General features: G+C 69.3%; 25 protein-coding genes and 3 tRNA genes. 26 read left to right on the top strand and 2 right to left on the bottom strand.

Features of this window, described 5'->3' with window-relative positions; translation table 11 throughout:
• The first annotated feature begins 55 nt into the window (after positions 1-55).
• The 11 genes from ACZ7CF_RS17260 (at position 56) to rplA (ending at position 7,110) form a co-directional block, all read left to right on the top strand.
• Entirely contained in the window at positions 56-2,662 is a 2,607-nt protein-coding gene (locus ACZ7CF_RS17260) for a putative bifunctional diguanylate cyclase/phosphodiesterase (RefSeq protein WP_458430170.1), read from the top strand.
• Between the two features lie 74 nt (positions 2,663-2,736).
• A tRNA-Thr gene (locus ACZ7CF_RS17265) sits at positions 2,737-2,812 on the top strand.
• A gap of 42 nt (positions 2,813-2,854) precedes the next feature.
• Positions 2,855-2,927, top strand: a tRNA-Met gene (locus ACZ7CF_RS17270).
• 171 nt (positions 2,928-3,098) lie between these two features.
• A complete protein-coding gene (gene rpmG / locus ACZ7CF_RS17275; protein ID WP_053733184.1) occupies positions 3,099-3,263 on the top strand; it encodes a 50S ribosomal protein L33 in 165 nt (54 codons plus the stop codon).
• A 72-nt stretch (positions 3,264-3,335) separates the two neighbouring features.
• The gene (locus tag ACZ7CF_RS17280; protein WP_360401868.1) at positions 3,336-3,785 is read left to right on the top strand and encodes a MaoC family dehydratase N-terminal domain-containing protein; all 450 of its coding nucleotides are present in this window, start codon (positions 3,336-3,338) and stop codon (positions 3,783-3,785) included.
• Positions 3,782-4,189, top strand: coding sequence for a MaoC/PaaZ C-terminal domain-containing protein (locus ACZ7CF_RS17285; protein WP_470370014.1), 408 nt, complete (start codon positions 3,782-3,784; stop codon positions 4,187-4,189). Before ACZ7CF_RS17280 ends, ACZ7CF_RS17285 begins: the two co-directional genes overlap by 4 nt.
• Positions 4,190-4,424: 235 nt before the next feature.
• Positions 4,425-4,497: transfer RNA gene (locus ACZ7CF_RS17290), tRNA-Trp, on the top strand.
• Between the two features lie 34 nt (positions 4,498-4,531).
• Positions 4,532-4,945: a preprotein translocase subunit SecE gene (gene secE, locus ACZ7CF_RS17295; RefSeq protein WP_360401874.1), complete on the top strand. Its 414-nt coding sequence runs from the start codon at positions 4,532-4,534 to the stop codon at positions 4,943-4,945.
• Between the two features lie 40 nt (positions 4,946-4,985).
• Positions 4,986-5,804 carry a transcription termination/antitermination protein NusG gene (gene nusG, locus ACZ7CF_RS17300; RefSeq protein ID WP_360401877.1) on the top strand — a complete coding sequence of 273 codons (819 nt, stop codon included), beginning with the start codon at positions 4,986-4,988 and terminating at the stop codon, positions 5,802-5,804.
• 85 nt (positions 5,805-5,889) lie between these two features.
• Positions 5,890-6,324: a 50S ribosomal protein L11 gene (gene rplK / locus ACZ7CF_RS17305; RefSeq protein ID WP_360401880.1), complete on the top strand. Its 435-nt coding sequence runs from the start codon at positions 5,890-5,892 to the stop codon at positions 6,322-6,324.
• Between the two features lie 75 nt (positions 6,325-6,399).
• Positions 6,400-7,110 carry a 50S ribosomal protein L1 gene (rplA, locus tag ACZ7CF_RS17310; protein ID WP_360401883.1) on the top strand — a complete coding sequence of 237 codons (711 nt, stop codon included), beginning with the start codon at positions 6,400-6,402 and terminating at the stop codon, positions 7,108-7,110.
• A 67-nt stretch (positions 7,111-7,177) separates the two neighbouring features.
• On the opposite strand, the gene ACZ7CF_RS17315 is transcribed toward rplA, so the two are convergent.
• The gene (locus tag ACZ7CF_RS17315; protein WP_470370015.1) at positions 7,178-7,936 is read right to left on the bottom strand and encodes a GlxA family transcriptional regulator; all 759 of its coding nucleotides are present in this window, start codon (positions 7,934-7,936) and stop codon (positions 7,178-7,180) included.
• A gap of 84 nt (positions 7,937-8,020) precedes the next feature.
• Here ACZ7CF_RS17315 and ACZ7CF_RS17320 point away from each other — a divergent pair, with 84 nt between their 5' ends.
• The 3 genes from ACZ7CF_RS17320 to ACZ7CF_RS17330 are packed head-to-tail and all read left to right on the top strand — an operon-like array spanning position 8,021 to position 8,895.
• The gene (locus ACZ7CF_RS17320) at positions 8,021-8,614 is read left to right on the top strand and encodes an NAD(P)-dependent oxidoreductase (protein ID WP_470370016.1); all 594 of its coding nucleotides are present in this window, start codon (positions 8,021-8,023) and stop codon (positions 8,612-8,614) included.
• Between the two features lie 5 nt (positions 8,615-8,619).
• Positions 8,620-8,766: a hypothetical protein gene (locus ACZ7CF_RS17325; protein WP_470370017.1), complete on the top strand. Its 147-nt coding sequence runs from the start codon at positions 8,620-8,622 to the stop codon at positions 8,764-8,766.
• 3 nt (positions 8,767-8,769) lie between these two features.
• Positions 8,770-8,895, top strand: a complete 126-nt coding sequence (locus ACZ7CF_RS17330) for a hypothetical protein (RefSeq protein WP_470370018.1) — start codon at positions 8,770-8,772, stop codon at positions 8,893-8,895.
• A gap of 29 nt (positions 8,896-8,924) precedes the next feature.
• On the opposite strand, the gene ACZ7CF_RS17335 is transcribed toward ACZ7CF_RS17330, so the two are convergent.
• Positions 8,925-9,635 carry a hypothetical protein gene (locus ACZ7CF_RS17335; protein ID WP_360402186.1) on the bottom strand — a complete coding sequence of 237 codons (711 nt, stop codon included), beginning with the start codon at positions 9,633-9,635 and terminating at the stop codon, positions 8,925-8,927.
• Positions 9,636-9,877: 242 nt separating this feature from the next.
• Here ACZ7CF_RS17335 and rplJ point away from each other — a divergent pair, with 242 nt between their 5' ends.
• The 12 genes from rplJ to ACZ7CF_RS17395 all read left to right on the top strand — a co-directional run bounded on the left by rplJ (position 9,878) and on the right by ACZ7CF_RS17395 (position 21,149).
• Positions 9,878-10,432, top strand: a complete 555-nt coding sequence (gene rplJ, locus ACZ7CF_RS17340; protein WP_360402183.1) for a 50S ribosomal protein L10 — start codon at positions 9,878-9,880, stop codon at positions 10,430-10,432.
• A gap of 56 nt (positions 10,433-10,488) precedes the next feature.
• Entirely contained in the window at positions 10,489-10,875 is a 387-nt protein-coding gene (gene rplL / locus ACZ7CF_RS17345; protein WP_360402180.1) for a 50S ribosomal protein L7/L12, read from the top strand.
• Between the two features lie 254 nt (positions 10,876-11,129).
• Entirely contained in the window at positions 11,130-12,197 is a 1,068-nt protein-coding gene (locus ACZ7CF_RS17350) for an ABC transporter ATP-binding protein (protein WP_458430173.1), read from the top strand.
• Positions 12,194-12,976 (top strand): MlaE family ABC transporter permease, encoded by a 783-nt coding sequence (locus ACZ7CF_RS17355; protein ID WP_360395681.1) that lies wholly within the window; start codon positions 12,194-12,196, stop codon positions 12,974-12,976. Before ACZ7CF_RS17350 ends, ACZ7CF_RS17355 begins: the two co-directional genes overlap by 4 nt.
• Positions 12,976-13,785, top strand: coding sequence for an MlaE family ABC transporter permease (locus tag ACZ7CF_RS17360; protein ID WP_360395683.1), 810 nt, complete (start codon positions 12,976-12,978; stop codon positions 13,783-13,785). The genes ACZ7CF_RS17355 and ACZ7CF_RS17360 overlap by 1 nt, the downstream gene beginning before the upstream one ends.
• The gene (locus ACZ7CF_RS17365) at positions 13,782-15,098 is read left to right on the top strand and encodes an MCE family protein (RefSeq protein ID WP_360395685.1); all 1,317 of its coding nucleotides are present in this window, start codon (positions 13,782-13,784) and stop codon (positions 15,096-15,098) included. Before ACZ7CF_RS17360 ends, ACZ7CF_RS17365 begins: the two co-directional genes overlap by 4 nt.
• Positions 15,095-16,126, top strand: coding sequence for an MCE family protein (locus ACZ7CF_RS17370; protein WP_360395687.1), 1,032 nt, complete (start codon positions 15,095-15,097; stop codon positions 16,124-16,126). Before ACZ7CF_RS17365 ends, ACZ7CF_RS17370 begins: the two co-directional genes overlap by 4 nt.
• Positions 16,123-17,124, top strand: coding sequence for an MCE family protein (locus ACZ7CF_RS17375; protein WP_458430175.1), 1,002 nt, complete (start codon positions 16,123-16,125; stop codon positions 17,122-17,124). The genes ACZ7CF_RS17370 and ACZ7CF_RS17375 overlap by 4 nt, the downstream gene beginning before the upstream one ends.
• Positions 17,121-18,287 carry an MCE family protein gene (locus ACZ7CF_RS17380; protein ID WP_360395691.1) on the top strand — a complete coding sequence of 389 codons (1,167 nt, stop codon included), beginning with the start codon at positions 17,121-17,123 and terminating at the stop codon, positions 18,285-18,287. The genes ACZ7CF_RS17375 and ACZ7CF_RS17380 overlap by 4 nt, the downstream gene beginning before the upstream one ends.
• Positions 18,284-19,426: an MCE family protein gene (locus tag ACZ7CF_RS17385; protein ID WP_458430176.1), complete on the top strand. Its 1,143-nt coding sequence runs from the start codon at positions 18,284-18,286 to the stop codon at positions 19,424-19,426. Before ACZ7CF_RS17380 ends, ACZ7CF_RS17385 begins: the two co-directional genes overlap by 4 nt.
• A complete protein-coding gene (locus ACZ7CF_RS17390) occupies positions 19,423-20,649 on the top strand; it encodes an MCE family protein (protein ID WP_470370019.1) in 1,227 nt (408 codons plus the stop codon). Before ACZ7CF_RS17385 ends, ACZ7CF_RS17390 begins: the two co-directional genes overlap by 4 nt.
• On the top strand, positions 20,649-21,149 hold the full coding sequence (locus ACZ7CF_RS17395) for a nuclear transport factor 2 family protein (RefSeq protein ID WP_360395697.1): 501 nt from the start codon (positions 20,649-20,651) through the stop codon (positions 21,147-21,149). The genes ACZ7CF_RS17390 and ACZ7CF_RS17395 overlap by 1 nt, the downstream gene beginning before the upstream one ends.
• The last annotated feature ends 7 nt before the right edge of the window (positions 21,150-21,156 follow it).

Here is a 21,156-nt window from a genome sequence, read left to right on the forward strand (position 1 = left end):
CGGGACCCCTCAGTCACGCCTGAGCGTCCCCACCCCAGGCCGACGAGGAGGCTGGATGTCCGACCGAGCGTCGGCCCCCGTGTCGAACTCGGCCGCCTGGTCGGCCAAGTCGACCAACCGCGCGTTCAGCGCGTTCGCCGTCACCCTCCTGGTGGCCGGCGTCGTGTGCGCGGGCATGGTCGCGGCCTGGCTCCCCGAGGAGGAGCACACCTCCCTCTTCTGGATCGGCCCGCTGCTCGTCGTCGGCTTCCTGCTGGCCGAGCAGCTCGCGATCAACGTCGACGTCCGCAGCGGCGTCGCCTGGACCATCTCCTTCACCGAGATCCCGCTGGTGCTCGGCCTGCTGGTGGCCCCGTTCGAGATCGTCCTCGCCGCGCACGTAGTCGCGGGCGTGGGCACGCTGCTGGGCAGGCGGATCCTGGACCGCGCCGTCTACAACGCGGGCCTGATGTTCATGGAGATCTCCGTCGCGTTCGCCGCGGCGGCCGTGGTGAACCGGGTGGTCGGCGAGGGCGGGCCGTTCTGGGCGGGCGCGTTCGTCGGCACGATCACGGTGCCGCTGCTCGCGAGCGTCCTGGGCCTCTGCGCCCTGCGGCTCATGGGCAAGTCGATGCGGGTGGGCAACAGCCTCCGCCTCGTGCTCCAGACGCTCGTCGTGGCGCTGCTCAACACCTCGGCCGGCCTCGTCGGCTACCAGATCGTCTCGACCACGCAGTGGGGCGGCCTGCTGATCGTCCTGGTGCTCGCCGGGATCATCGCCACCTACCTCGCCTACTCCGGGCTGCTGCGCGAACAGCGCGACCTGGAGGCGCTGAGCGAGGTCAGCCTCCGCGTCGCGCGGTCGGGCCAGCACGGCACCGGCCCGCGCCAGCCCGACGACGACCTCACCGCGAACGTCGAAGAGGACGAGTGGCAGCTCATCGCGGAACGCATCCGCGAGCAGCTCAACGCCAACCGGGTCGTGCTGCGCCTGCGCACCGACCCGCAGGAAGCCATGATCACCCTCGTCGCCGGCGAACCGCTGCCGGAGGAGATGACCACCACCGACCCGCGGGCCGTGCGCGAGGACCCGGTCCTGCAGCTGCCCGGCACGCACGTCCGCTACTACCGCGTGGCCGACGCGACCGAGGACGTCACCGAGGCCCTGCTGCGCCGCGACGTGCAGGAGGCGCTGGTCGTTCCGTTGCGCGGCGCGACCCAGCTGCTCGGCGCGGTCGAGGCGCACGACCGGCTCTCCCGGTGGCGCGGCTTCGGCAAGGCCGACATCCAGCTGCTGCGCACCCTCGCCTCCCACCTCGCGACCGCCGTGGACAACCGGCGGCTGCTCGCCCGCCTGCGCCACGACGCCTACCACGACCCGCTGACCGGCCTGCTCAACCGCGCGGGCTTCCGCGAGGCCTGCGCCGAACCGCTGCGCGAGTCGAAGAGGGGCGTGGTGCTGCGCATCGACCTCGACGTCCTGTCGACGGTCTCCGACGCGCTCGGCCAGGCCTGGGGCAACCGCATGGTCGTCGCCGCCGGGCGCAGGCTGCGCGACGCGCTGGGCGCCGACGTGCCGCTGGCCCGCCTGGAGGGCGGCGCGTTCGCGGCGTTCTTCGACGACGAGCGGGCGGCAACGGCCCACGAGATCGCCGACCGGCTCCGCGCGGGCCTGTCCGTGCCGTACCCCGTCGACCGGCTGACCGTCGAGGCCTCCGCCGTCGTGGGCTACGCGTCCAAAGCGGACTCCGAGACCGAGGACCCCGACCCCGACGCGTTGCTGCAGCGGGCGGACGTCGCCGTGCGCGCCACGACGGAGGGAACGCCGGTGCGGGCCTACGCACCGAGCATGGGCCAGATCTTCCTGCGCCGCTTCCAGCTCGTGACGCAGTTCCGCCAGGCCGTCGAGACCGGGCAGATCTCCGTGCACTACCAGCCGAAGGTCGCCCTGCCCTCACGCCAGGTCGTGGGCGCGGAGGCGCTGGTGCGCTGGACGCACCCCGAGTTCGGCCGCGTCGACCCGGACGAGTTCGTGCCGGCCGTCGAGGCCACCGGCCTGGTGGACGTGCTGACGGACTTCGTGATGGACCGCGCCCTGGAACGGGTGCGCCGCTGGCTCGACCGCGGGCTGCGGATGTCCATCGCGGTCAACCTGTCCGTGCGGACGCTGGGCGACGAGGACTTCCCCAACCGCGTGGCGGCCGCGCTGGAACGCCACGACGTGCCCTCCGGCCTGCTGACCTTCGAGCTCACCGAGTCCGGCGTCATGGCCGACCCCGAGCGCGCCCTGCCGGTGCTGCGGCGCCTGCACGCGATCGGCGTCGTGCTGGCGGTCGACGACTTCGGCACCGGGTACTCCTCGCTGGCCTACCTGCGCCAGCTGCCGGTGGACGAGGTGAAGATCGACAAGTCGTTCGTGCTCGGCATGGGCACCGACCTCGGCGACATGGCCGTGGTGCGCTCGATCGTCGAGCTCGGTCACTCGCTCGGTCTCGTCGTGGTCGCCGAGGGCGTGGAGGACGACGCCGCACGTGACCAGCTGGTCGGCATGGGCTGCGACGTCGCGCAGGGGTACCTGATCTCCCGGCCGCTCTCCGAAGATCGCTTCGAGGCGTGGCTGCGGGCACGAACGGTGCAGGTCAGGGGTGCTCGTGATGAGACGGTGCTCACCTTGGTCCACTGAAGGGACCCCCGGATTTCGTTCTTGGTGGACGGGTGTTGTAGAGTTCTCCTCGCTCGGCAAGAACGAAAGAGCAAGCCCCTTTAGCTCAGTCGGCAGAGCGTCTCCATGGTAAGGAGAAGGTCTACGGTTCGATTCCGTAAAGGGGCTCCACTACTGGCCGCGGTGCTGAGCATCGCGGCTGTGGTGTGTTAAAGCGGTGTAGCTCAGTTGGTAGAGCAAGCGGCTCATAATCGCTGTGTCGCCGGTTCAAGTCCGGCCACCGCTACGTGAGTGGGTGAGGTGTGCTGGCGGAGAGCGCCAGCCGTCCTCACTCCGCCATGATTTTGGGGGCCGAGCCCCCAGACCCCCGGGCAGCACCCTCGCTGCCCATCCCCGCCAGGCGGTAAGCCCGCACTGGGTTGTCCGGGGTTCGCGTGCTCTCAGGAAGGCAAGGACCGTGGCTGCAACCGACGTACGCCCGAAGATCACCCTCGCGTGCGAGGAGTGCAAGCACCGGAACTACATCACCAGGAAGAACCGGCGCAACGACCCGGACCGCCTGGAGGTCAAGAAGTTCTGCCCGAACTGCAAGACGCACCGCGCGCACAAGGAAACCCGCTGAGCGCGTAGCGAGTCTTTCGGCGAGGCCCGTCCCACACCGTGGGGCGGGCCTCGCCGCATATAGGCTCATTCGGTGCCTCTGGACCCCGCCTTCATCGGACGTAGTTATCCGCCGTCGCAGCCGTACGACGTGAGCCGCGAGAAGATCCGCGAGTTCGCCGACGCGATCGGTGCCGACAGCCCGGCTCATCGCGACGCGGAAGCGGCGAAGGCGCTGGGGTACGGGGACGTCATCGCGCCGCCGACGTTCGCGATCGTGGTGTCGATGAAGACCAACGAGACGGTCATGTTCGACCCGGAGCTGCAGCTCGACTACAGCCGGGTCGTGCACGGCGACCAGAACTTCGTCCACCACCGGCCCATCACCGCGGGCGACCAGCTCGTGTGCGTGGCGCACATCGACGGCATCGTGGCCCGCATGGGCAACGACATGGTGACCGTCCGGACCGAGATCAGCACGGCCGAGGGCGAGCCGGTCACCACCGCCAGGTCGATGCTCGTCGTGAGGGGAGAAGACGCGTGAGCCACGAAGTCGGGACCGTGCTGCCGGCCCTGTCCGTCCGCCTCACGCGCGCCGACCTGGTGCGCTACGCGGGCGCCTCGCTGGACTTCAACCCCATCCACTGGAACGAGAAGACCGCGAAGGACGTCGGCCTGCCCGACGTCATCGCCCACGGCATGCTCACGATGGCCGTGGCGTCGCGGATCGTCGCGGAGTGGATCGGCGACCCCGGTGCGATCGTCGAGTACGGCTGCCGCTTCGGCCGGCCGGTCGTGGTGCCCAACGACGACGAGGGCGCGCTGGTCGAGGTGACCGCGAAGGTCACCAAGGACCTCGGCGACGGAACTGTGAAGGTCAACATCAACGCGGCTTTTGACGGCAAGTCGGTGTTGACGGGCGCGTTCGCCCGCGTGCGCGTGGCCTGACGATGTGATCAACGACACCGCCGGGCCACCCGGTCCGGTGGTGTTTGCCGTGCTCACGGGAGGTTCTGGTCACACCGCCGCCGCGGTTGCCCGACCCTGATTCGTCTTCTCGGCACTCGTGTGGGTAGGGTGTGCGACAGGCCGCTCGACAGATGCTTGGGCGGTCTGGTTGGAATGGACGGGGCAGGCTCCCGTACACTTCCTGCGTGGCCAGGGGATCTCTCGCAGATCCCGAAGGGGCGTAGCTCAACTGGCAGAGCAGCGGTCTCCAAAACCGCAGGTTGCAGGTTCAAGTCCTGTCGCCCCTGCTGTCGAAGCGTCATGGGTGGAGTGGAGGACGGCATGAGCGAGGGCCGCGAGCAGGACCAGCCGGAGGAGCGCGAAGGCGCTGTCCGGCCGTCCACTGCTGCGGCGCGGCGTGAACGTCGTGCCTCCTCTCGCCCGGCCGCCCGCAAGGACGGCAGCAGCGCTGAGTCGAAGAAGAGCGCCGTCAAGTCCGACGACTCGGACGACGACGCCAAGAAGGGTCGCCCGACGAAGACCCGTGATGGACAGGAGAAGGGCCCCTCGCTGATCGGGCGGTTCTTCCGCTACATCCGCGAGGTCATCAGCGAACTCCGCAAGGTGATCTGGCCGACGCGCAAGCAGCTCGTCACGTACACCGGTGTAGTCCTGGTGTTCGTGGTCGTGATGGTCGCGCTGGTGTGGGCTCTCGACCTCGGCTTCGGCGCGGCTGTTTTCGAGTTGTTCGGCTGAGCCGGACAGCTGCCGCTGCAACCAGGAAGCGAGATCCACAGTGAGCTCCGACAACGGCGTTGACGCCCAGGAGAAGACCGACCTCATCGACGACGAGGTGTCCGAGGACACCGCGGCCGACGAGACGGTCGAGTCGGAGGCTGTGGACTCCGAGGACGCCGCTGACGCCGACGTCGCGGACGAGGCCGACGAAGACGAGGCCGAGGACGTCGACGTCCTCGCCATCGACGAGACCCCGATCGACGAAGAGATCGCCGACCCCGCCGAAGAGCTGCGCCAGGCCCTGCGCCACGCGCCCGGCGACTGGTACGTCGTGCACTCGTACGCCGGTTACGAGAACAAGGTCAAGGCCAACCTCGAGACCCGCATCCACACGCTCGACATGGAGGACTACATCTTCCAGGTCGAGGTGCCGACCGAAGAGGTCACCGAGATCAAGAACGGCCAGCGCAAGCTGGTGCAGCGCAAGGTGCTGCCCGGCTACATCCTGGTCCGCATGGAGCTCACCGACGCGTCCTGGAGCGCCGTCCGCAACACGCCGGGCGTGACCGGGTTCGTCGGGGCCACCTCCAAGCCCTCGCCCCTCACGATCGACGAGGTGCTGAAGTTCCTGCTCCCGCAGGGCGAGCAGAAGCCGGCAGAGGGCAAGAAGGCCGCCTCCACCACCGCGCCGAAGCCGACCATCGAGGTCGACTTCGAGGTGGGCGAGTCGGTCACCGTCATGGACGGCCCGTTCGCCACGCTGCCCGCCACGATCAGCGAGGTCAACGCGGACGGCCAGAAGCTGAAGGTCCTGGTGTCGATCTTCGGCCGGGAGACGCCGGTCGAGCTGTCGTTCAGCCAGGTCTCCAAGATCTGAGCGGTTCCCTCGAGAGAGGAACCGATCGGCCACGCTGCGGCTGGCAGGGCCGCGCGCGGACACCGCAATAACAGGAAGTACGGACATGCCACCCAAGAAGAAGAAGCTGTCAGCGATCATCAAGCTGCAGATCAAGGCTGGTGCCGCCAACCCGGCACCGCCCGTCGGTCCCGCGCTTGGTCAGCACGGCGTCAACATCATGGAGTTCTGCAAGGCCTACAACGCCGCGACCGAGTCGCAGCGCGGTCAGGTCGTGCCGGTCGAGATCTCGGTCTACGAAGACCGCTCGTTCGACTTCAAGCTGAAGACCCCGCCGGCCGCGCGCCTCATCCTCGCCGCCGCCGGCGTCGACAAGGGATCGGGCGAGCCGCACCGCGTCAAGGTCGCCAAGGTGACCATGGAGCAGGTGCGCCAGATCGCGCAGACCAAGATGGTCGACCTGAACGCGAACGACGTCGACCAGGCCGCGAAGATCATCGCCGGCACCGCCCGCTCCATGGGCATCACGGTCGAAGGCTGATCTTTCTCTTTCGCAAGCGTGGGAGAGCCGAGCGCGGCTCATTCACCACGACTGATCCACGGTTAGGACAGAGTCATGAAGCGCAGCAAGGCCTACAAGGCCGCAGCCGAGCTGGTGGACCGGGAGCGGCTGTACTCGCCGCTGGAGGCCGCCAAGCTCGCCAAGGAAACGTCCAAGGTGAAGCTGGACTCGACCGTCGAGGTCGCGATTCGCCTCGGCGTCGACCCCCGCAAGGCCGACCAGATGGTCCGCGGCACCGTGAACCTGCCGCACGGTACGGGCAAGACCGCCCGCGTGATCGTCTTCGCAACCGGTGACAAGGCCGCAGAGGCCGAGGCCGCCGGTGCGGACGCCGTCGGCGCCGAAGACCTCATCGAGCGCATCCAGGGTGGCTGGCTCGACTTCGACGCCGCGATCGCGACCCCCGACCAGATGGCGAAGGTCGGCCGCATCGCCCGCATCCTCGGCCCGCGTGGCCTGATGCCGAACCCCAAGACCGGCACCGTGACCCCCGAGGTCGCGAAGGCGGTGAACGACATCAAGGGCGGTAAGATCAACTTCCGCGTCGACAAGCAGGCCAACCTGCACTTCGTGATCGGCAAGGTGTCGTTCGACCCCGAGAAGCTGGTCGAGAACTACGCCGCGGCTCTGGACGAGGTGCTCCGCGCCAAGCCGTCCGCGGCCAAGGGCCGGTACGTCAAGAAGGTCACCGTCTCCACGACGATGGGCCCCGGCATCCCGGTCGACCCGAACCGCACCCGCAACATGCTGGTGGACGAGGCCTGAGCCTCGCGGTTCTGAAGCACCCGTGAAAGGCCCCCGGCGCACGCCGGGGGCCTTTTGCCTGCGTCGCTCAGTGCTGCTCGACGGGCGGTGAGGCCCGCTTCCGCCGCTCCGGCTGCCACGCCTGCCGGTAGTCGCTGGGCGACACCCCGACCTGCTTCAGGAAGTGGTGCCGCAGGTTGTTCGCCGTGCCGATGCCGCTCAACGCCGCGATCTTCTCCACCGGCAGGTCAGTCGACTCCAGCAGCGCCTGCGCCCTGGCGATGCGTTCGTTGAGCAGCCACTGCAACGGCGTGGTTCCGGTGGCCGCGTGCAGGCGGCGGTAGAACGTCCGCGGGCTCACGGCGGCGCGGCGGGCCAGGGCGTCGATGGTCAGCGGTTCGTCCAGGCGTTCGCGAGCCCAGTCGAGGGCCGCGGTCATGCCCGCGCTCGTGAGGACGTTGCCGTCGTCGACGTGGAGGACCGAGTCGTCGACCCGCACCGCGGGGTAGCGCTCGGCGAGCAGTGCGGTGTGCATCCAGTGGGCCGTTGCTCTGCGGCCGTCGAGGAGGCCCGCTTCGGCCAGTGCGAAGGCGCCGACGCAGAGCGAGACGATGCGGGCGCCGGCCTCGTAGGTCTCACGGAGGGCGGAGACCAGGGCGGTGTGCAGCGCGAACGTCGAAGTGCCTTTGCCCGCAAGGCTTTCCGTGCGGCAGAGCCACAGGTCGTACCAGGGGTCGGCGAGGTCGGGGTGCGGCGTGCCGAAGACGGCCGAGGGGATGCCCAGTTCGTAGAGGTCCAGGACGCCGAAGTCGTCGGGCACGACCAAGGCGACGGAGCCGGCGGTCATGCGACCCAGCCTATGGCAGGAATTTGGTGGACGGGGGCATTCCGGTCACTGGTTGCGGTGATCACCGGTGGCGAAGCTGGAGCCATGACGACTGAGGCGATCACGGTGCTGGGGCTGGGCAACCTCGGACGTGCCGTGGCGGAGGCGTTCCTGCGGGGCGGGCACCCCACGACGGTGTGGAACCGTTCTGCCGCAAAGGCTTTGGCGCTCGTGGAGGGTGGTGCGACCGCGGCGGCCACCGTCGGGGAGGCGGTCACGGCGGGTGAGCTCGTGGTCGTGGCCGTGCTCGACCAGCGGGCGGTGCGGGAGGTGCTGCACGGGGTGGACGTGCGGGGGCGGGTGTTGGTGAACCTCACCTCCGGCACGCCGGACGAGGCGCGCGCGGTGGCGCGGTGGGCCGGGGAGAACGGCGCGGAGTACCTGCACGGCGCGGTCTGCGCGGTGCCGCAGACGATCGGGACCGCGGCGTCGTCGATCAACTGCAGCGGTTCCGCCGCGGTGCACGAGCGGTGGCAGGAGCGGTTGGGGCTGCTCGGGAAGGTCACGTTCCTCGGCGCCGACGCCGGGCGCGCGTCCGGGTACGACGTGGCGGTCCTGGCCGGGATGTACGGGCTGATCGGCGGGTTCCTGCACGCGGCGGCGCTGGCGCGGCCGGTGCCATCAAGGCCACCGAGCTGACGCCGATGTTGTTGTCGTGGCTCGTGGACCTGCACCCCGCGCTGGTCGCGTTCGCCGAGGAGGTCGACTCGGCCGCCTACGCCGGCGGGGAGTCGAGCCTCGCGATGAACCAGAGCGGGCTGGCCACGCTGATCCGCGCCGCCGAGGCGTAGGGCGTGCCGTTCGCGGGATTCGACGCCGTCAAGGCGCTGGTCGACCGGCAGGTCGCCGAAGGGCGGGGCGCGGAGAGCCTGGCCCGCGCCGTCGAGTCCCTCGGCGGCTCACCCCGGCGTGCGGGCTGACAGCAGGAACACCGGGCGAGCCGCCCTGCTCAACCGCAGGTGCTCGGGTTCCAGTCGGTGATGACCCAGCCGGAGCCGACCTTCTCGACGACGAACGTGCCCAGCCGCGGGCCGCCCTCGACGGTCAGCGCGCAGGAGTCGATGGTGACCTTGGTGGAGGTCGGGGTCTTCAGCATCTCGGGCGGGAACATGACCTGCTGGTACCGGTCGACGTTGGTGACCTGCGCCCGCAGCCCCTTCACCGCGGCGGCGCAATCGCTTGCGCCCTGGGCGTTCGCGAACTTCTGGCGGGTGTCGTCGCGCAGGATCAGCGTGCAGGCGCGGGTCGTGTCGGCGAAGGAGACGTGCTTGTAGAACATGCCGACGGTGCCCTGCAGGCCCGCGGGTGCGGACAGTCCCTGTGCCGCACCGGTCACGCCGCCGCTGTCCTGCGCGATGTCGCCGGGGTCGTCGGTGCCGAAGAAGTGGTTGTAGGCCCAGATCGCCGAGCCCAGCACGACGAGGAACGTCAGCACGCGCCAGAAGAGCGCGCTGCCGAGGATGAACAGCACCCACCGCAGCCGGTTGCCGGGGCCCGGCCTGGGTGCCTGCGGCGCTTGGCCGGTGGCCTCCTGGTAGCGCTGGAACTCCTGGAAGCGCTGGAACTCCTGGAACTGCCGGAGCTGTTCGGGGTCCATCGGGGGCTGCGGCGGCTGCGGGGGCTGCCGGGGTGCGAGGTCCTTGCCGGGCTCGTCCGTCACAGGTCACATCATGCCGATTTGGAGTGGCCGTACACAGTCGAGTACTCTTTTCCTGGTTCTACCGAAGACCGCTGGTTTTCTCCGCGAGGAGAACGAAGGCCCCGTTGCAACACGGGCGGCCCGCGCAGGGAGGACGAGGCTCAGCTTGTCGTGACGCCCCGTGCTGCTTGTGCGCGTGGGCGTTTTTGTTGTTTCGGAGCCTTCTCGAACCGGCGGTCACCCAGCCCAGAGAGGAGGCGATCATGGCGAAGCCCAGCAAGGTTACGGCGGTCGCTGAGCTCGCGGACCAGTTCCGCAGCAGCTCGGCAGCGGTTGTCACCGAGTACCGTGGCCTCTCCATGGCGCAGCTCACGACGCTGCGTCGCGCTCTCGGCGCGGGCACCAAGTACACCGTCGCGAAGAACACGCTGGTCAAGCTGGCCGCCGCGGACGCCGGCATCGAGGGCCTCGAGGCTCTCCTGTCCGGTCCGACCGCCATCGCGTTCGTCGAGGGCGAGCCCGTCGACGCCGCCAAGGCGATCCGCGACTTCGCGAAGGACAACAAGGCCCTGATCATCAAGGGCGGCTTCATGGATGGCCGCCCGCTCTCGGTCGACGAGGTCACGGCTATCGCCGACCTCGAAAGCCGTGAGGTGCTGCTCGCGAAGCTCGCGGGCGCGATGAAGGGCAACCTGGCCAAGGCCGCGGGTCTGTTCAACGCCCCGGCTTCCCAGGTCGCTCGCCTGGCTGCTGCCCTGCAGGAGAAGAAGGCCGAGTCGGCTCCCGCCGCCGAAGCCGACGCTCCCGCCGAAAGCTGATCACCCGAAGACACACCCGACGCTTTCGCGCGGGAAATTAGAAAGGACCGCCGATCATGGCGAAGCTCAGCACCGAAGAGCTGCTCGACGCGTTCAAGGAGATGACCCTCCTGGAGCTGTCGGCGTTCGTGAAGCAGTTCGAGGAGACCTTCGAGGTCACCGCCGCGGCTCCGGTCGCCGTCGCTGCCGCCGGCCCGGCCGGCCCCGCCGCCGCCGAGGTCGAGGAGAAGGACGAGTTCGACGTCGTCCTCGAGTCCGCCGGTGACAAGAAGATCCAGGTCATCAAGGTCGTCCGCGAGGTCGTCTCGGGCCTGGGCCTGAAGGAGGCCAAGGAGCTGGTCGAGTCCGCTCCGAAGCCGATCCTCGAAGGTGTCGCGAAGGACGTCGCGGACGCCGCCAAGGAGAAGCTCGAGGCCGCCGGCGCCAAGATCACCCTCAAGTGATCCGGGCCCCCTCGGGGGCTTGGCGTTCAGCCGCTTGAAACGGGCGTGCACCCACAACGGGGGTGCACGCCCGTTTTGCTGTGTCCGGACCTTCACGACATGCGCCGTGTGACCGTTTCACGAGGTCACGCTCAGTGCTGTTATCCGAACGCAACCGCCATTAACCCAACTGGTGAGTAACCTCCCGCGAACGAACTCGTTGCCCAGGTGTGACGCCGGTCCCGTCGGCGTCGTCGGGCTGTGCGGAGGTGCGGATGGGCGTCGAGGTGGTCGTCGAGGGTCTGACCAAGTCCTTCGGCAAGCAGACCATCTGGCAGGACGTCACGCTCACGTTGCCGCCGGGTGAGGTCAGCGTGATGCTCGGACCGTCGGGCACCGGCAAGAGCGTGTTCCTGAAGTCGCTGGTGGGACTGCTCAAGCCGGAGCAGGGCAAGATCGTCATCAACGGCACGGACCTCGTGCGGTGCTCCGAGCACAAGCTCTACGAGATCCGGAAGATGTTCGGCGTGCTGTTCCAGGACGGTGCGCTGTTCGGGTCGATGAACCTGTACGACAACATCGCCTTCCCGCTGCGGGAGCACACCCGCAAGAGCGAGGCCGAGGTCCGCAGGATCGTCCTCGAGAAGATGGAGATGGTCGGTCTCGTCGGTGCGGAGAAGAAGCTCCCCGGTGAGATCTCCGGCGGCATGCGCAAGCGGGCCGGTCTGGCCCGCGCGCTGGTGCTCGACCCCGAGATCATCCTGTGCGACGAGCCGGACTCCGGGCTCGACCCGGTGCGCACGGCGTACCTGAGCCAGCTGCTGATCGACCTCAACGCGCAGATCGACGCGACGATCCTCATCGTCACGCACAACATCAACATCGCGCGGACCGTGCCGGACAACCTCGGCATGCTGTTCCGGCGGGAGCTCGTCATGTTCGGGCCGCGGGAGGTCCTGCTCACGAGCGACGAGCCGGTGGTCGAGCAGTTCCTCAACGGGCGGCGGCTCGGGCCGATCGGCATGTCCGAGGAGAAGGACCAGGCGACCATGGCCGCCGAGCAGGCGCACGCGGACGCCGGGCACTCGGACGGGTCGCCGGACGAGGACATGCGCGGGGTCGTGCCGCAGCTGGAACCGACGCCGGGGTTGCCGTACCGGGACGCGGTGCGCCGGCGCAAGGACCGGGTCATGTCGATCATCCACCGGCTGCCGCACGAGGCGCAGCAGGGCATCATCGCCAGCCTCACCACCGAGGAGCAGGTGCGGTACGGGGTGCACGTCGGGACGCCGGTCGCGGCTCCCACGCCGAGCCCGTGGCCGCGGACCGGTGGTGTGCTGTGAGCACCCAGACCTTTCCCGGCGCGGGCGCGCTGCGGGAGACCGGGAAGCTGTGCCAGCTCGGCATCGACGTGGTGCGCACGTCGTTCCGGCGGCCGTTCCAGCTGCGGGAGTTCATCCAGCAGAGCTGGTTCATCGTCAGCGTCACGGTGCTGCCGACGGCACTGGTCAGCATCCCGTTCGGCGCGGTCATCGCGTTGCAGCTGGGCAGCCTGACCAGGCAGATCGGCGCGCAGTCGTTCACCGGTGCCGCCAGCGTGCTCGCGATCATCCAGCAGGCCAGCCCGATCGTGACGGCGCTGCTCATCGCCGGTGCCGGCGGCAGTGCGATCTGCGCGGACCTCGGGTCCCGCACGATCCGCGAGGAGATCGACGCCATGGAAGTGCTCGGGGTGTCGCCGATCCACCGGCTGGTCGTGCCCAGGGTGCTGGCGGCGATGCTGGTGTCCGTGCTGCTCAACGGCATGGTCAGCGTCGTCGGCGTGCTCGGCGGCTACTTCTTCAACGTGATCATGCAGGACGGCACGCCCGGTGCCTACCTCGCGAGCTTCAGCGCGCTGGCGCAGCTGCCGGACCTGTGGATCAGCGAGCTCAAGGCGCTGATCTTCGGGTTCATCGCGGGCATCGTGGCCGCCTACCGGGGGCTCAACCCCGCGGGCGGGCCGAAGGGCGTGGGCGACGCGGTCAACCAGGCCGTGGTCATCACGTTCCTGCTGCTGTTCTTCGTCAACTTCGTCCTCACCACGATCTACCTGCAGGTCGTGCCCGCGAAGGGGAGCTGATGGCGAACAAGGTGCTGTCCACCCTGGACGGGTTCGGCGACCAGCTGTCGTTCTACCTCAAGGCGCTGGCGTGGACCCCCCGCGCGTTGAAGCGGTACTCCAAGGAGACGCTGCGGCTGCTGGCCGAGGTGAGCTTCGGGTCCGGTGCGCTCGCGGTCATCGGCGGCACGATCGGCGTGATGGTCGGGTTGTCCGTGTTCACCGGCACCGTCGTCGGTCTGCAGGGGTTCACGGCCCTCAACCAGATCGGCACGAGCGCGTTCGCCGGGTTCGTGTCCGCCTACTTCAACACGCGTGAGATCGCGCCGCTCGTCGCCGGGCTGGCGTTGAGCGCGACGGTCGGAAGTGGGTTCACGGCGCAGCTCGGTGCCATGCGGATCTCCGAGGAGATCGACGCGCTGGAGGTCATGGGCATCCCGAGCCTGCCGTTCCTGGTCACCACGCGGATCATCGCCGGGTTCGTCGCGATCATCCCGCTGTACGTGATCGGCCTGCTCACCAGCTACCTGGCGGCCAGGACGATCACCGTGGAGTTCTACGGGCAGTCGGCGGGCACGTACGACCACTACTTCAACCTGTTCCTGCCACCGGTCGACGTGCTCTGGTCGTTCGGCAAGGTGCTGGTCTTCGCGGTCGTGATCATCATGACCCACTGCTACTACGGCTACCGCGCCTCCGGCGGGCCGGCGGGGGTCGGTGTGGCCGTCGGACGGGCGGTGCGCACCGCCATCGTCACGACCGCGCTGCTCGACTTCTTCCTGAGCCTCGCGATCTGGGGCGCCACGACGACGGTGAGGATCGCCGGATGAAGAAGCGCGTGCTGGGCATCGCGTTCCTCCTCGCGATCGCCATGTTCCTGTCGCTCACGGTGGCGCTCTACAAGGACGCCTTCAGCGACTACGTGAAGGTGACGCTCAAGACCGACCACATCGGCAACCAGCTGCTGACCGCGAGCGACGTCAAGGTCCGCGGGCTGATCGTCGGCTCGGTCAAGGCCATCCGCACCACCGGCGACGGCGCCGAGCTGGAGCTCGCGCTGCTGCCGGACAAGGTCGAGCAGATCCCCGGCAACGTCTCCGCGCGCCTGCTGCCCAAGACGTTGTTCGGCGAGCGGTACGTGAACCTCGTGCTGCCGCAGCGCAAGGGCGCCGCCATCAGGGAGGGCGCGGTCATCGAGCAGGACCGCACCAGCAGCGCCATCGAGGTCGAGCGCGTGCTGAACAACCTGATGCCGGTGCTGCAGGCGATCCAGCCGGAGAAGCTCGCCACGACGCTCACGGCGTTGTCGCAGGCGCTCGACGGCCGCGGCAAGCCGCTCGGCGAGACGCTGGTGTCGCTCGACGCCTACCTCGGTGAGCTCAACCCGCAGCTGCCGGCGCTCAAGGAGAACATCTCCAGGCTCGCCGACGTCGCGAACGTCTACTCCGACGCCGCTCCCGACCTGCTCCAGGCGCTCAACGACATGACCACGACGACCAAGACCGTGGTCGACCAGCGGGACAACCTGCTCGCGCTGTACGGCTCGCTCACCACGACCTCGCAGGACCTCACGGGCTTCCTCGCGGTCAACAAGAACAACATCATCCAGCTCGCGGACACCAGCCGCCCGACGCTGGAGCTGCTCGCCAAGTACGCGCCCGAGTACCCGTGCCTGCTCAAGGGCCTCAGCGAGTTCAAGCCGGTCATCGAGAAGGCGTTCGGTGTGGGCACCAACGAGCCCGGCCTGCACATCACGCTGGAGATCACGAACACCCGCGGCAAGTACAAGCCCGGCATCGACGACCCCGAGTACCGGGACAAGCGCGGGCCACGCTGCTACGACCTGGTCCCGCGGCCGGACCCGTTCCCGCAGTACCCGCCGGAGGGTCCGGTGAAGGACGGCTCCAGCTCGCCGCCGCCCGCCCGCGTCGCCAACGACGGGATCCTGCCGCCCGCGACCGCCGGGAACGCGACCTCGCCGTCGTCGGCCACCGCGGTGAACCTCGCGAACTCGCCGGAGGAGGCCCGGATGATCGCGGCGCTGTTCGGCCCGCGGATGGGCGTGGACCCGCAGGACGTGCCGGGCTGGTCGAGCCTGCTGCTCGGACCGCTGGTGCGCGGAACGGAGGTGACGGTCGAGTGAAGGGTGTGCTCGCCCCGCTGCTGAAGCTGATCACGTTCGCCGTGGTCACGATCCTCGCCACGACCCTGCTGGCGATCACCATCGCGAACGTCAACCTGGCCGGCGCCACCGGGTACAAGGCGCGGTTCACCGACGTCACCGCCCTGAACGAGGGCGACGACATCCGCATCGCCGGCGTCCGCGTCGGGCAGGTCGACGAGATCAGGGTCGTCGACCGCAAGACCGCCGAGGTCGAGTTCTCGATCGACGGCGACCGCCGGCTGCCCGACGCGGTGACCGCGACCATCAAGTACCGCAACCTGGTGGGCCAGCGGTACATCGCGCTGGAGGCCGGCACCGGCGACACCAGCGCGGTGCTGCCCGAGGGCGGCACGATCCCGCTGGAGCGCACCAGGTCAGCGCTCGATCTCACGGTGTTGTTCAACGGCTTCAAGCCGCTCTTCCAGGCCCTGTCGCCGGACGACGTGAACAAGCTGTCGTTCGAGATCGTCCAGGTGCTGCAGGGAGAGGGCGGCACGATCGACAGCCTGCTGCGGCACACGGCGTCGCTGACCAGCACGCTCGCCGGCAAGGACAAGGTCATCGGCCAGGTCGTCGACAACCTCAACGTCGCGCTGGACACCGTGAACTCGCGCGGCGACGACCTGAACAACCTCGTCGTCACGTTGCAGCAGCTCGTGTCCGGGCTCGCGCAGGACCGCCAGCCGATCGGCGAGGCCATCACCGCGCTCGGCGACCTCACCAACGCGACCGCCGGCCTGCTGGAACAGGGCCGCGAACCGTTGCGCAACGACATCGCTCAGCTCGGCATCGTCTCGAAGACGCTGGGGGACAACGAGGTGCTCGTCGAGGGCGTGCTCCAGCGGCTGCCGAACAAGCTGGAGACGATCACCAGGACCGCGACCTACGGCTCGTGGTTCAACTTCTACCTGTGCGAGGCCAGCGGCCAGATCGCCGTGCCGCCGGTCATCACCAACCCCGTCCCCATCACGGCGTTGCCGGTGACACAGCAGAGGTGCCGCCGATGAAACAGCGCAACCCCATCGCCACCGGCGCGATCAGCCTGACGTTGATCGCACTGCTGCTGCTCGCCGCGTTCTACTCCGACGACCTGCCGATCGTGGGCGGCGGCACGAGCTACGCGGCGGACTTCAGCGAGGCCGCGGGCCTGGTGCCGGGCAACGAGGTCCGCGTCGCCGGCGTGAAGGTCGGCAAGGTCACCAAGGTCGGGCTGAACGGCGACCGGGTGCGGGTGACGTTCAAGGTCAAGGACGCCTGGGTGGGCGACCGGTCGACCGCGATGATCCGCATCAAGACGTTGCTGGGCCAGAAGTTCCTGGCGCTCGACCCGCAGGGCTCGCAGCCGCTCTCGCCCGGTGACCCGATCCCGAAGGAACGCACGCTCGCGCCGTACGACGTGAACGAGGCGTTCAACGGGCTCGCGACGACCGTCGGCCAGATCGACACCAAGCAGCTCGCGGACAGCTTCACCGTGCTGTCCGAGACGTTCAAGAACTCGCCCGAGCACGTCCGCGGCGCGCTGGACGGCCTGTCCGCGCTGTCGAAGACGATCTCCTCGCGCGACGAGCAGCTCGCGAAGCTGCTCGACAACACCCGGCAGCTGACCGGGACGCTGGCCGACCGCAACGCCGAGTTCGAGAAGCTGATCGCCGACGGCAACCTGCTGCTGGGCGAGCTGCGCAAGCGGCGGGAGGCCATCAGCGCGGTGCTCGGCGGCACGCGCGACCTGGCCAGGCAGCTCTCCGGGCTGGTCGCGGACAACCAGGACCAGCTGCGGCCGGCGCTGCAGCAGCTCGACCGGGTCACCACGATCCTGCAGCGCAACCAGGACAACCTGGACCGCAGCCTGGCGCTGCTGGCCCCGTTCTACCGGGTGTTCGCGAACACCCTGGGCAACGGGCGCTGGTTCGACACCTACATCTGCGGTCTGCTGCCGCCCTCGGTGAACCTCGGCGTCGTCGGGTTCAACGAGGAAGGCTGCCTGCCTCCGGGGGTGGCGCGATGACGACTGTGGTGCACAGCAGGGCCGGCCGGTTCATCGCGATCGCGTGCGTGCTCGCGCTCGTGCTGACCGCCGCGCTCTGGTGGGTGTTCAACGGCATGAACGGGCGCAAGGTCACCGCGCACTTCGCGGCGGCCGTCGGCGTCTACCCCGGCGGTGACGTGCGGGTGCTGGGCGTGAAGGTCGGCACGATCGACGAGGTCACGCCGGAGGGCAAGACGGTGAAGGTGGTGTTCACCGTCGACCGCGACGTGCGGGTGCCGGCGAACGCGCAGGCCGTCGTGGTCTCGCCGAGCGTGGTCAGCGACCGGTACGTGCAGCTCTCGCCCGCCTACACCGGTGGGCCGGCGATGGCCGACGACGCCGTGATCCCGCGCGAGCGCACCGCGACACCGGTCGAGCTCGACGAGCTGTACTCGTCGCTGGACAAGCTCACGACCGCGCTGGGGCCCAACGGCGCGAACGCCGACGGCGCGCTCGCGGACCTGCTGAACTCCGCGGCGAAGAACCTGGAGGGCAACGGCCAGGCGCTCAACGACACGCTGAAGAACCTGGGCCAGGCCACCCGCACGCTGTCGGGGTCGAAGGAGGACCTCTTCGCGACCGTCGACAACCTGCAGAAGTTCACGGCGATGCTGGCCGCGAACGACAGCCAGGTGCGGGACCTCAACAAGCAGCTGGCTGACGTGGCGAAGCTGCTCGCCGACGAACGCGGCGACCTCGGTGCCGCGCTGAGCGAGCTGGCGACCGCGCTGGGGCAGGTGCAGGGGTTCGTCAAGGACAACCGCGCCGGGCTGAAGTCCAACGTGGACAAGCTGGCGTCGATCACGCAGGTGCTCGTGAACCAGCGGGCGGCACTGGCCGAGACGCTGGACGTGGCACCGCTGGCGCTGGGCAACCTGCAGAACTCCTACAACGCGGCGTCCGGCACGCTCGACACCCGCGCGAACATCAACGAGCTCAACCAGCCGCCGATCGTGCTGATCTGCAAGCTGGTGCAGCAGGCGACGCCGAACAACGTGCCGCCGGTGCTCGCGAACACGTGCAAGCAGCTGGAGCCGCTGCTGAGCGGTGCGATCCCGCTGAAGTCGCCCGCAGAGGTGCTCGGCGACCTCAACGCGGGCAAGCTGCCGCTGCCCCTGCCGCTCGCGGGGGTGCCCCGGTGAAGAAGCTCGTCGTGGGTCTCGCGGCGGTGTTGCTGGTCTCCGGCTGCGGTTCCGGTGGCTTCGACGGCGTCTACAACATGCCGCTGCCCGGTGGCGCGGACGTGGGCGACCACCCGTACCGGGTGAAGGCGCACTTCAAGGACGTGCTCGACCTGGTGCCGCAGGCGGGCGTGAAGGTCAACGACGTGCCGGTCGGCCGGGTGGAGCGGATCGACCTCGCTCCCGGCGGCTGGACCGCCGAGGTCACGCTGCTCGTCAACGGCGACGTGCAGCTCCCGGCCAACGCGTACGCGAACCTGCGCCAGTCGGCGTTGCTCGGCGAGAAGTTCATCGAGCTGGGCAAGCCCAAGGACGCGAGCGGCAAGCTCGCGGACAACGCGACCATCCCGATCGAGAAGACCAACCGCAACCCCGAGGTCGAAGAGGTCTTCGGCGCGTTGTCGTTGCTGCTCAACGGTGGCGGTGTCGCGCAGCTGCAGAACATCACCAAGGAGCTCAACGCGACGTTCGAGGGCAACGAGCAGGAGATCAGGTCGCTGCTCGGCAACCTCGACACGTTCGTCGGGCAGCTGGACGAGCACAAGGCGGAGATCGTCCGCGCGCTCGACTCGATGAACCGGCTCGCCGCCACCCTCGCGCAGCAGCGGGACCGGATCACCGTGGCGCTGACCGACCTGGAGCCCGGCCTGAAGGTGCTGGCCGAGCAGCGCACGCAGCTGGTGACGTTGCTGCAGTCGCTGACCAGGCTGTCCGACGTCGCCGTGGACACGGTCAACCGCAGCCGCGACGACATCGTGGCCGACCTCAAGGCGTTGCAGCCGACGCTGACGAAGCTCGCCGAGTCGGGGCAGAACCTGCCGAACGCGTTCGAGCTGCTGCTGACCTACCCGTTCCCGGACGCGGCGGTCGACGGCATCAAGGGCGACTACACCAACGCGTTCATCGACCTGGACCTCAACCTGGGCAACGTCCTCGACAACCTGGGCCGGTCGCGGCAGACCCCGCTCGAAGGCATCCTGCCGCCGAGCCAGGGCACTCCGCTGCCGCTGCCGAACCTCCCGCTGCCCGGCATCGGCCAGGGCACCGGGTCGGGTCTCGGCGACATCCTCGGCGGTCTGCTGGGAGGGGGGCGCAAGTGATCACGCGGGGCACGAAGCTCAAGGTCGTGGCGTTCGTCCTGGTGGCGTTGCTGGGCATCTCCTACGTCAGCGCGAACTACGTCGGGCTCTTCCGCTCGTCGTCGACCGTCGTGACGATGCAGCTCGCCGACTCCGGCGGCATCTTCTCCAACGCCGAGGTCACCTACCGCGGTGTCACGATCGGCCGGGTCGGGCAGCTGCGGCTGACCGCCGACGGCGTCGAGGCCGACCTGGAGCTCGACGCCGACGCACCGCGGGTGCCGGCGTCGGCCGAGGCCGTCGTCGCCAACCGGTCGGCGGTCGGCGAGCAGTACGTGGACCTGCGGCCGAAGACCGACGGCGGCCCGTTCCTGGAGGCCGGGTCGGTGATCCCGCGGTCGGCGACGAAGACACCGCCGCCGGTGGACGGGCTGCTGACGAACCTCGACGCGTTCGCCACCTCGGTGCCGACGGACTCGCTGAAGGTCGTGGTCGACGAGCTGCACACGGCCTTCAACGGCACGGGCGGCGACCTCCAGGTGCTGATCGACAACACCGCGGCGTTCACGGCAGCGGCGCGCGAGCACCTGCCGCAGACCACGCGGCTGCTGCAGGACGGGCGGATCGTGCTGGCCACGCAGGCCGCGTCCGGCGGCGCCATCCGGTCGTTCAGCGGTGACCTGCGGTTGCTCGCCGAGCAGCTGAAGGCCTCCGACGGCGACCTGCGGCGGCTCATCGTCGCGGTGCCGCCGGCGTCCGAGCAGGTGTCGGCGCTGCTCAGGGAGAGCGGGCCGAACCTGGGCGTGGTGTTCGCGAACCTGCTGACCACCTCGAACATCCTGGTGACGCGGCGCGACGGCCTGGAGCAGATCGCCGTCACCTACCCGATCGCCGTGGGCGGTGGCTTCACCGTGGCGCCGGGCGACGGGTCGGCGCACTTCGGGCTGGCGCTGAACGTGTTCGACCCGATGCCGTGCACGGTCGGGTACGAGGGCACGCGCATCCGCACCGGTGCCGACACCGCGCCCGTGCCGCTGAACACGCAGGCCTACTGCGCGCTCGCGCCCGGAAGTGCCACCTCGGTGCGCGGGTCGCAGAATGCTCCGTACGGCGGGACACCGGTGGGCACCGCGGTGACCCAGCCCGGCCAGGAGCCCACCACCGGGTCGCAGACCACCGTGCCCGAGGTGCCGTTGCTGACGTCGCTGGGCCAGCTGCTGGGCCTGCCAGAGGGGAAGAAGTAGTGCGGACCTTCACCACCGTCGCCGCCGTCCTCGCGGTCCTGACCTTCGGCTTCGCCGCGTACGCGGGCGTGACCTGGTACGCGGCGGCCCATTCCTCCGAGTCGTCGTTCGCCTCCGCGCGCGACGAGGCCCGGCGCGCGGGTGAGGTCGGCATCACGAACTTCCTGACGCTCGACTACCGCAAGGTCGACGAGGACCTGCAGCGCTGGCTGAGCTCGTCGACCGGCGAGCTGCGCGCGGAGATCGACAAGGACAAGGACGCGCGCAAGAAGCAGCTGGTCGACGCGAAGTCCGTGACGACGTCGAAGGTCCTCGACGCCGCCGTGTCCGAGCTGGACGACCGCGCGGGCACCGCCGAGATGATCGCCGTGGTCGAGAGCACCGTGACGCCCGACGGCGGCCAGCAGGTCACCAAGATCAACCGGTACCTGACCAAGCTCACCCGCACGGACGACGGCTGGAAGCTGAGCCAGCTGGGCCCGCTGCGGGCGGGCGTCTGACCCGGTC

It is taken from the genome of Lentzea sp. NPDC036955 (genome assembly GCF_055608005.1).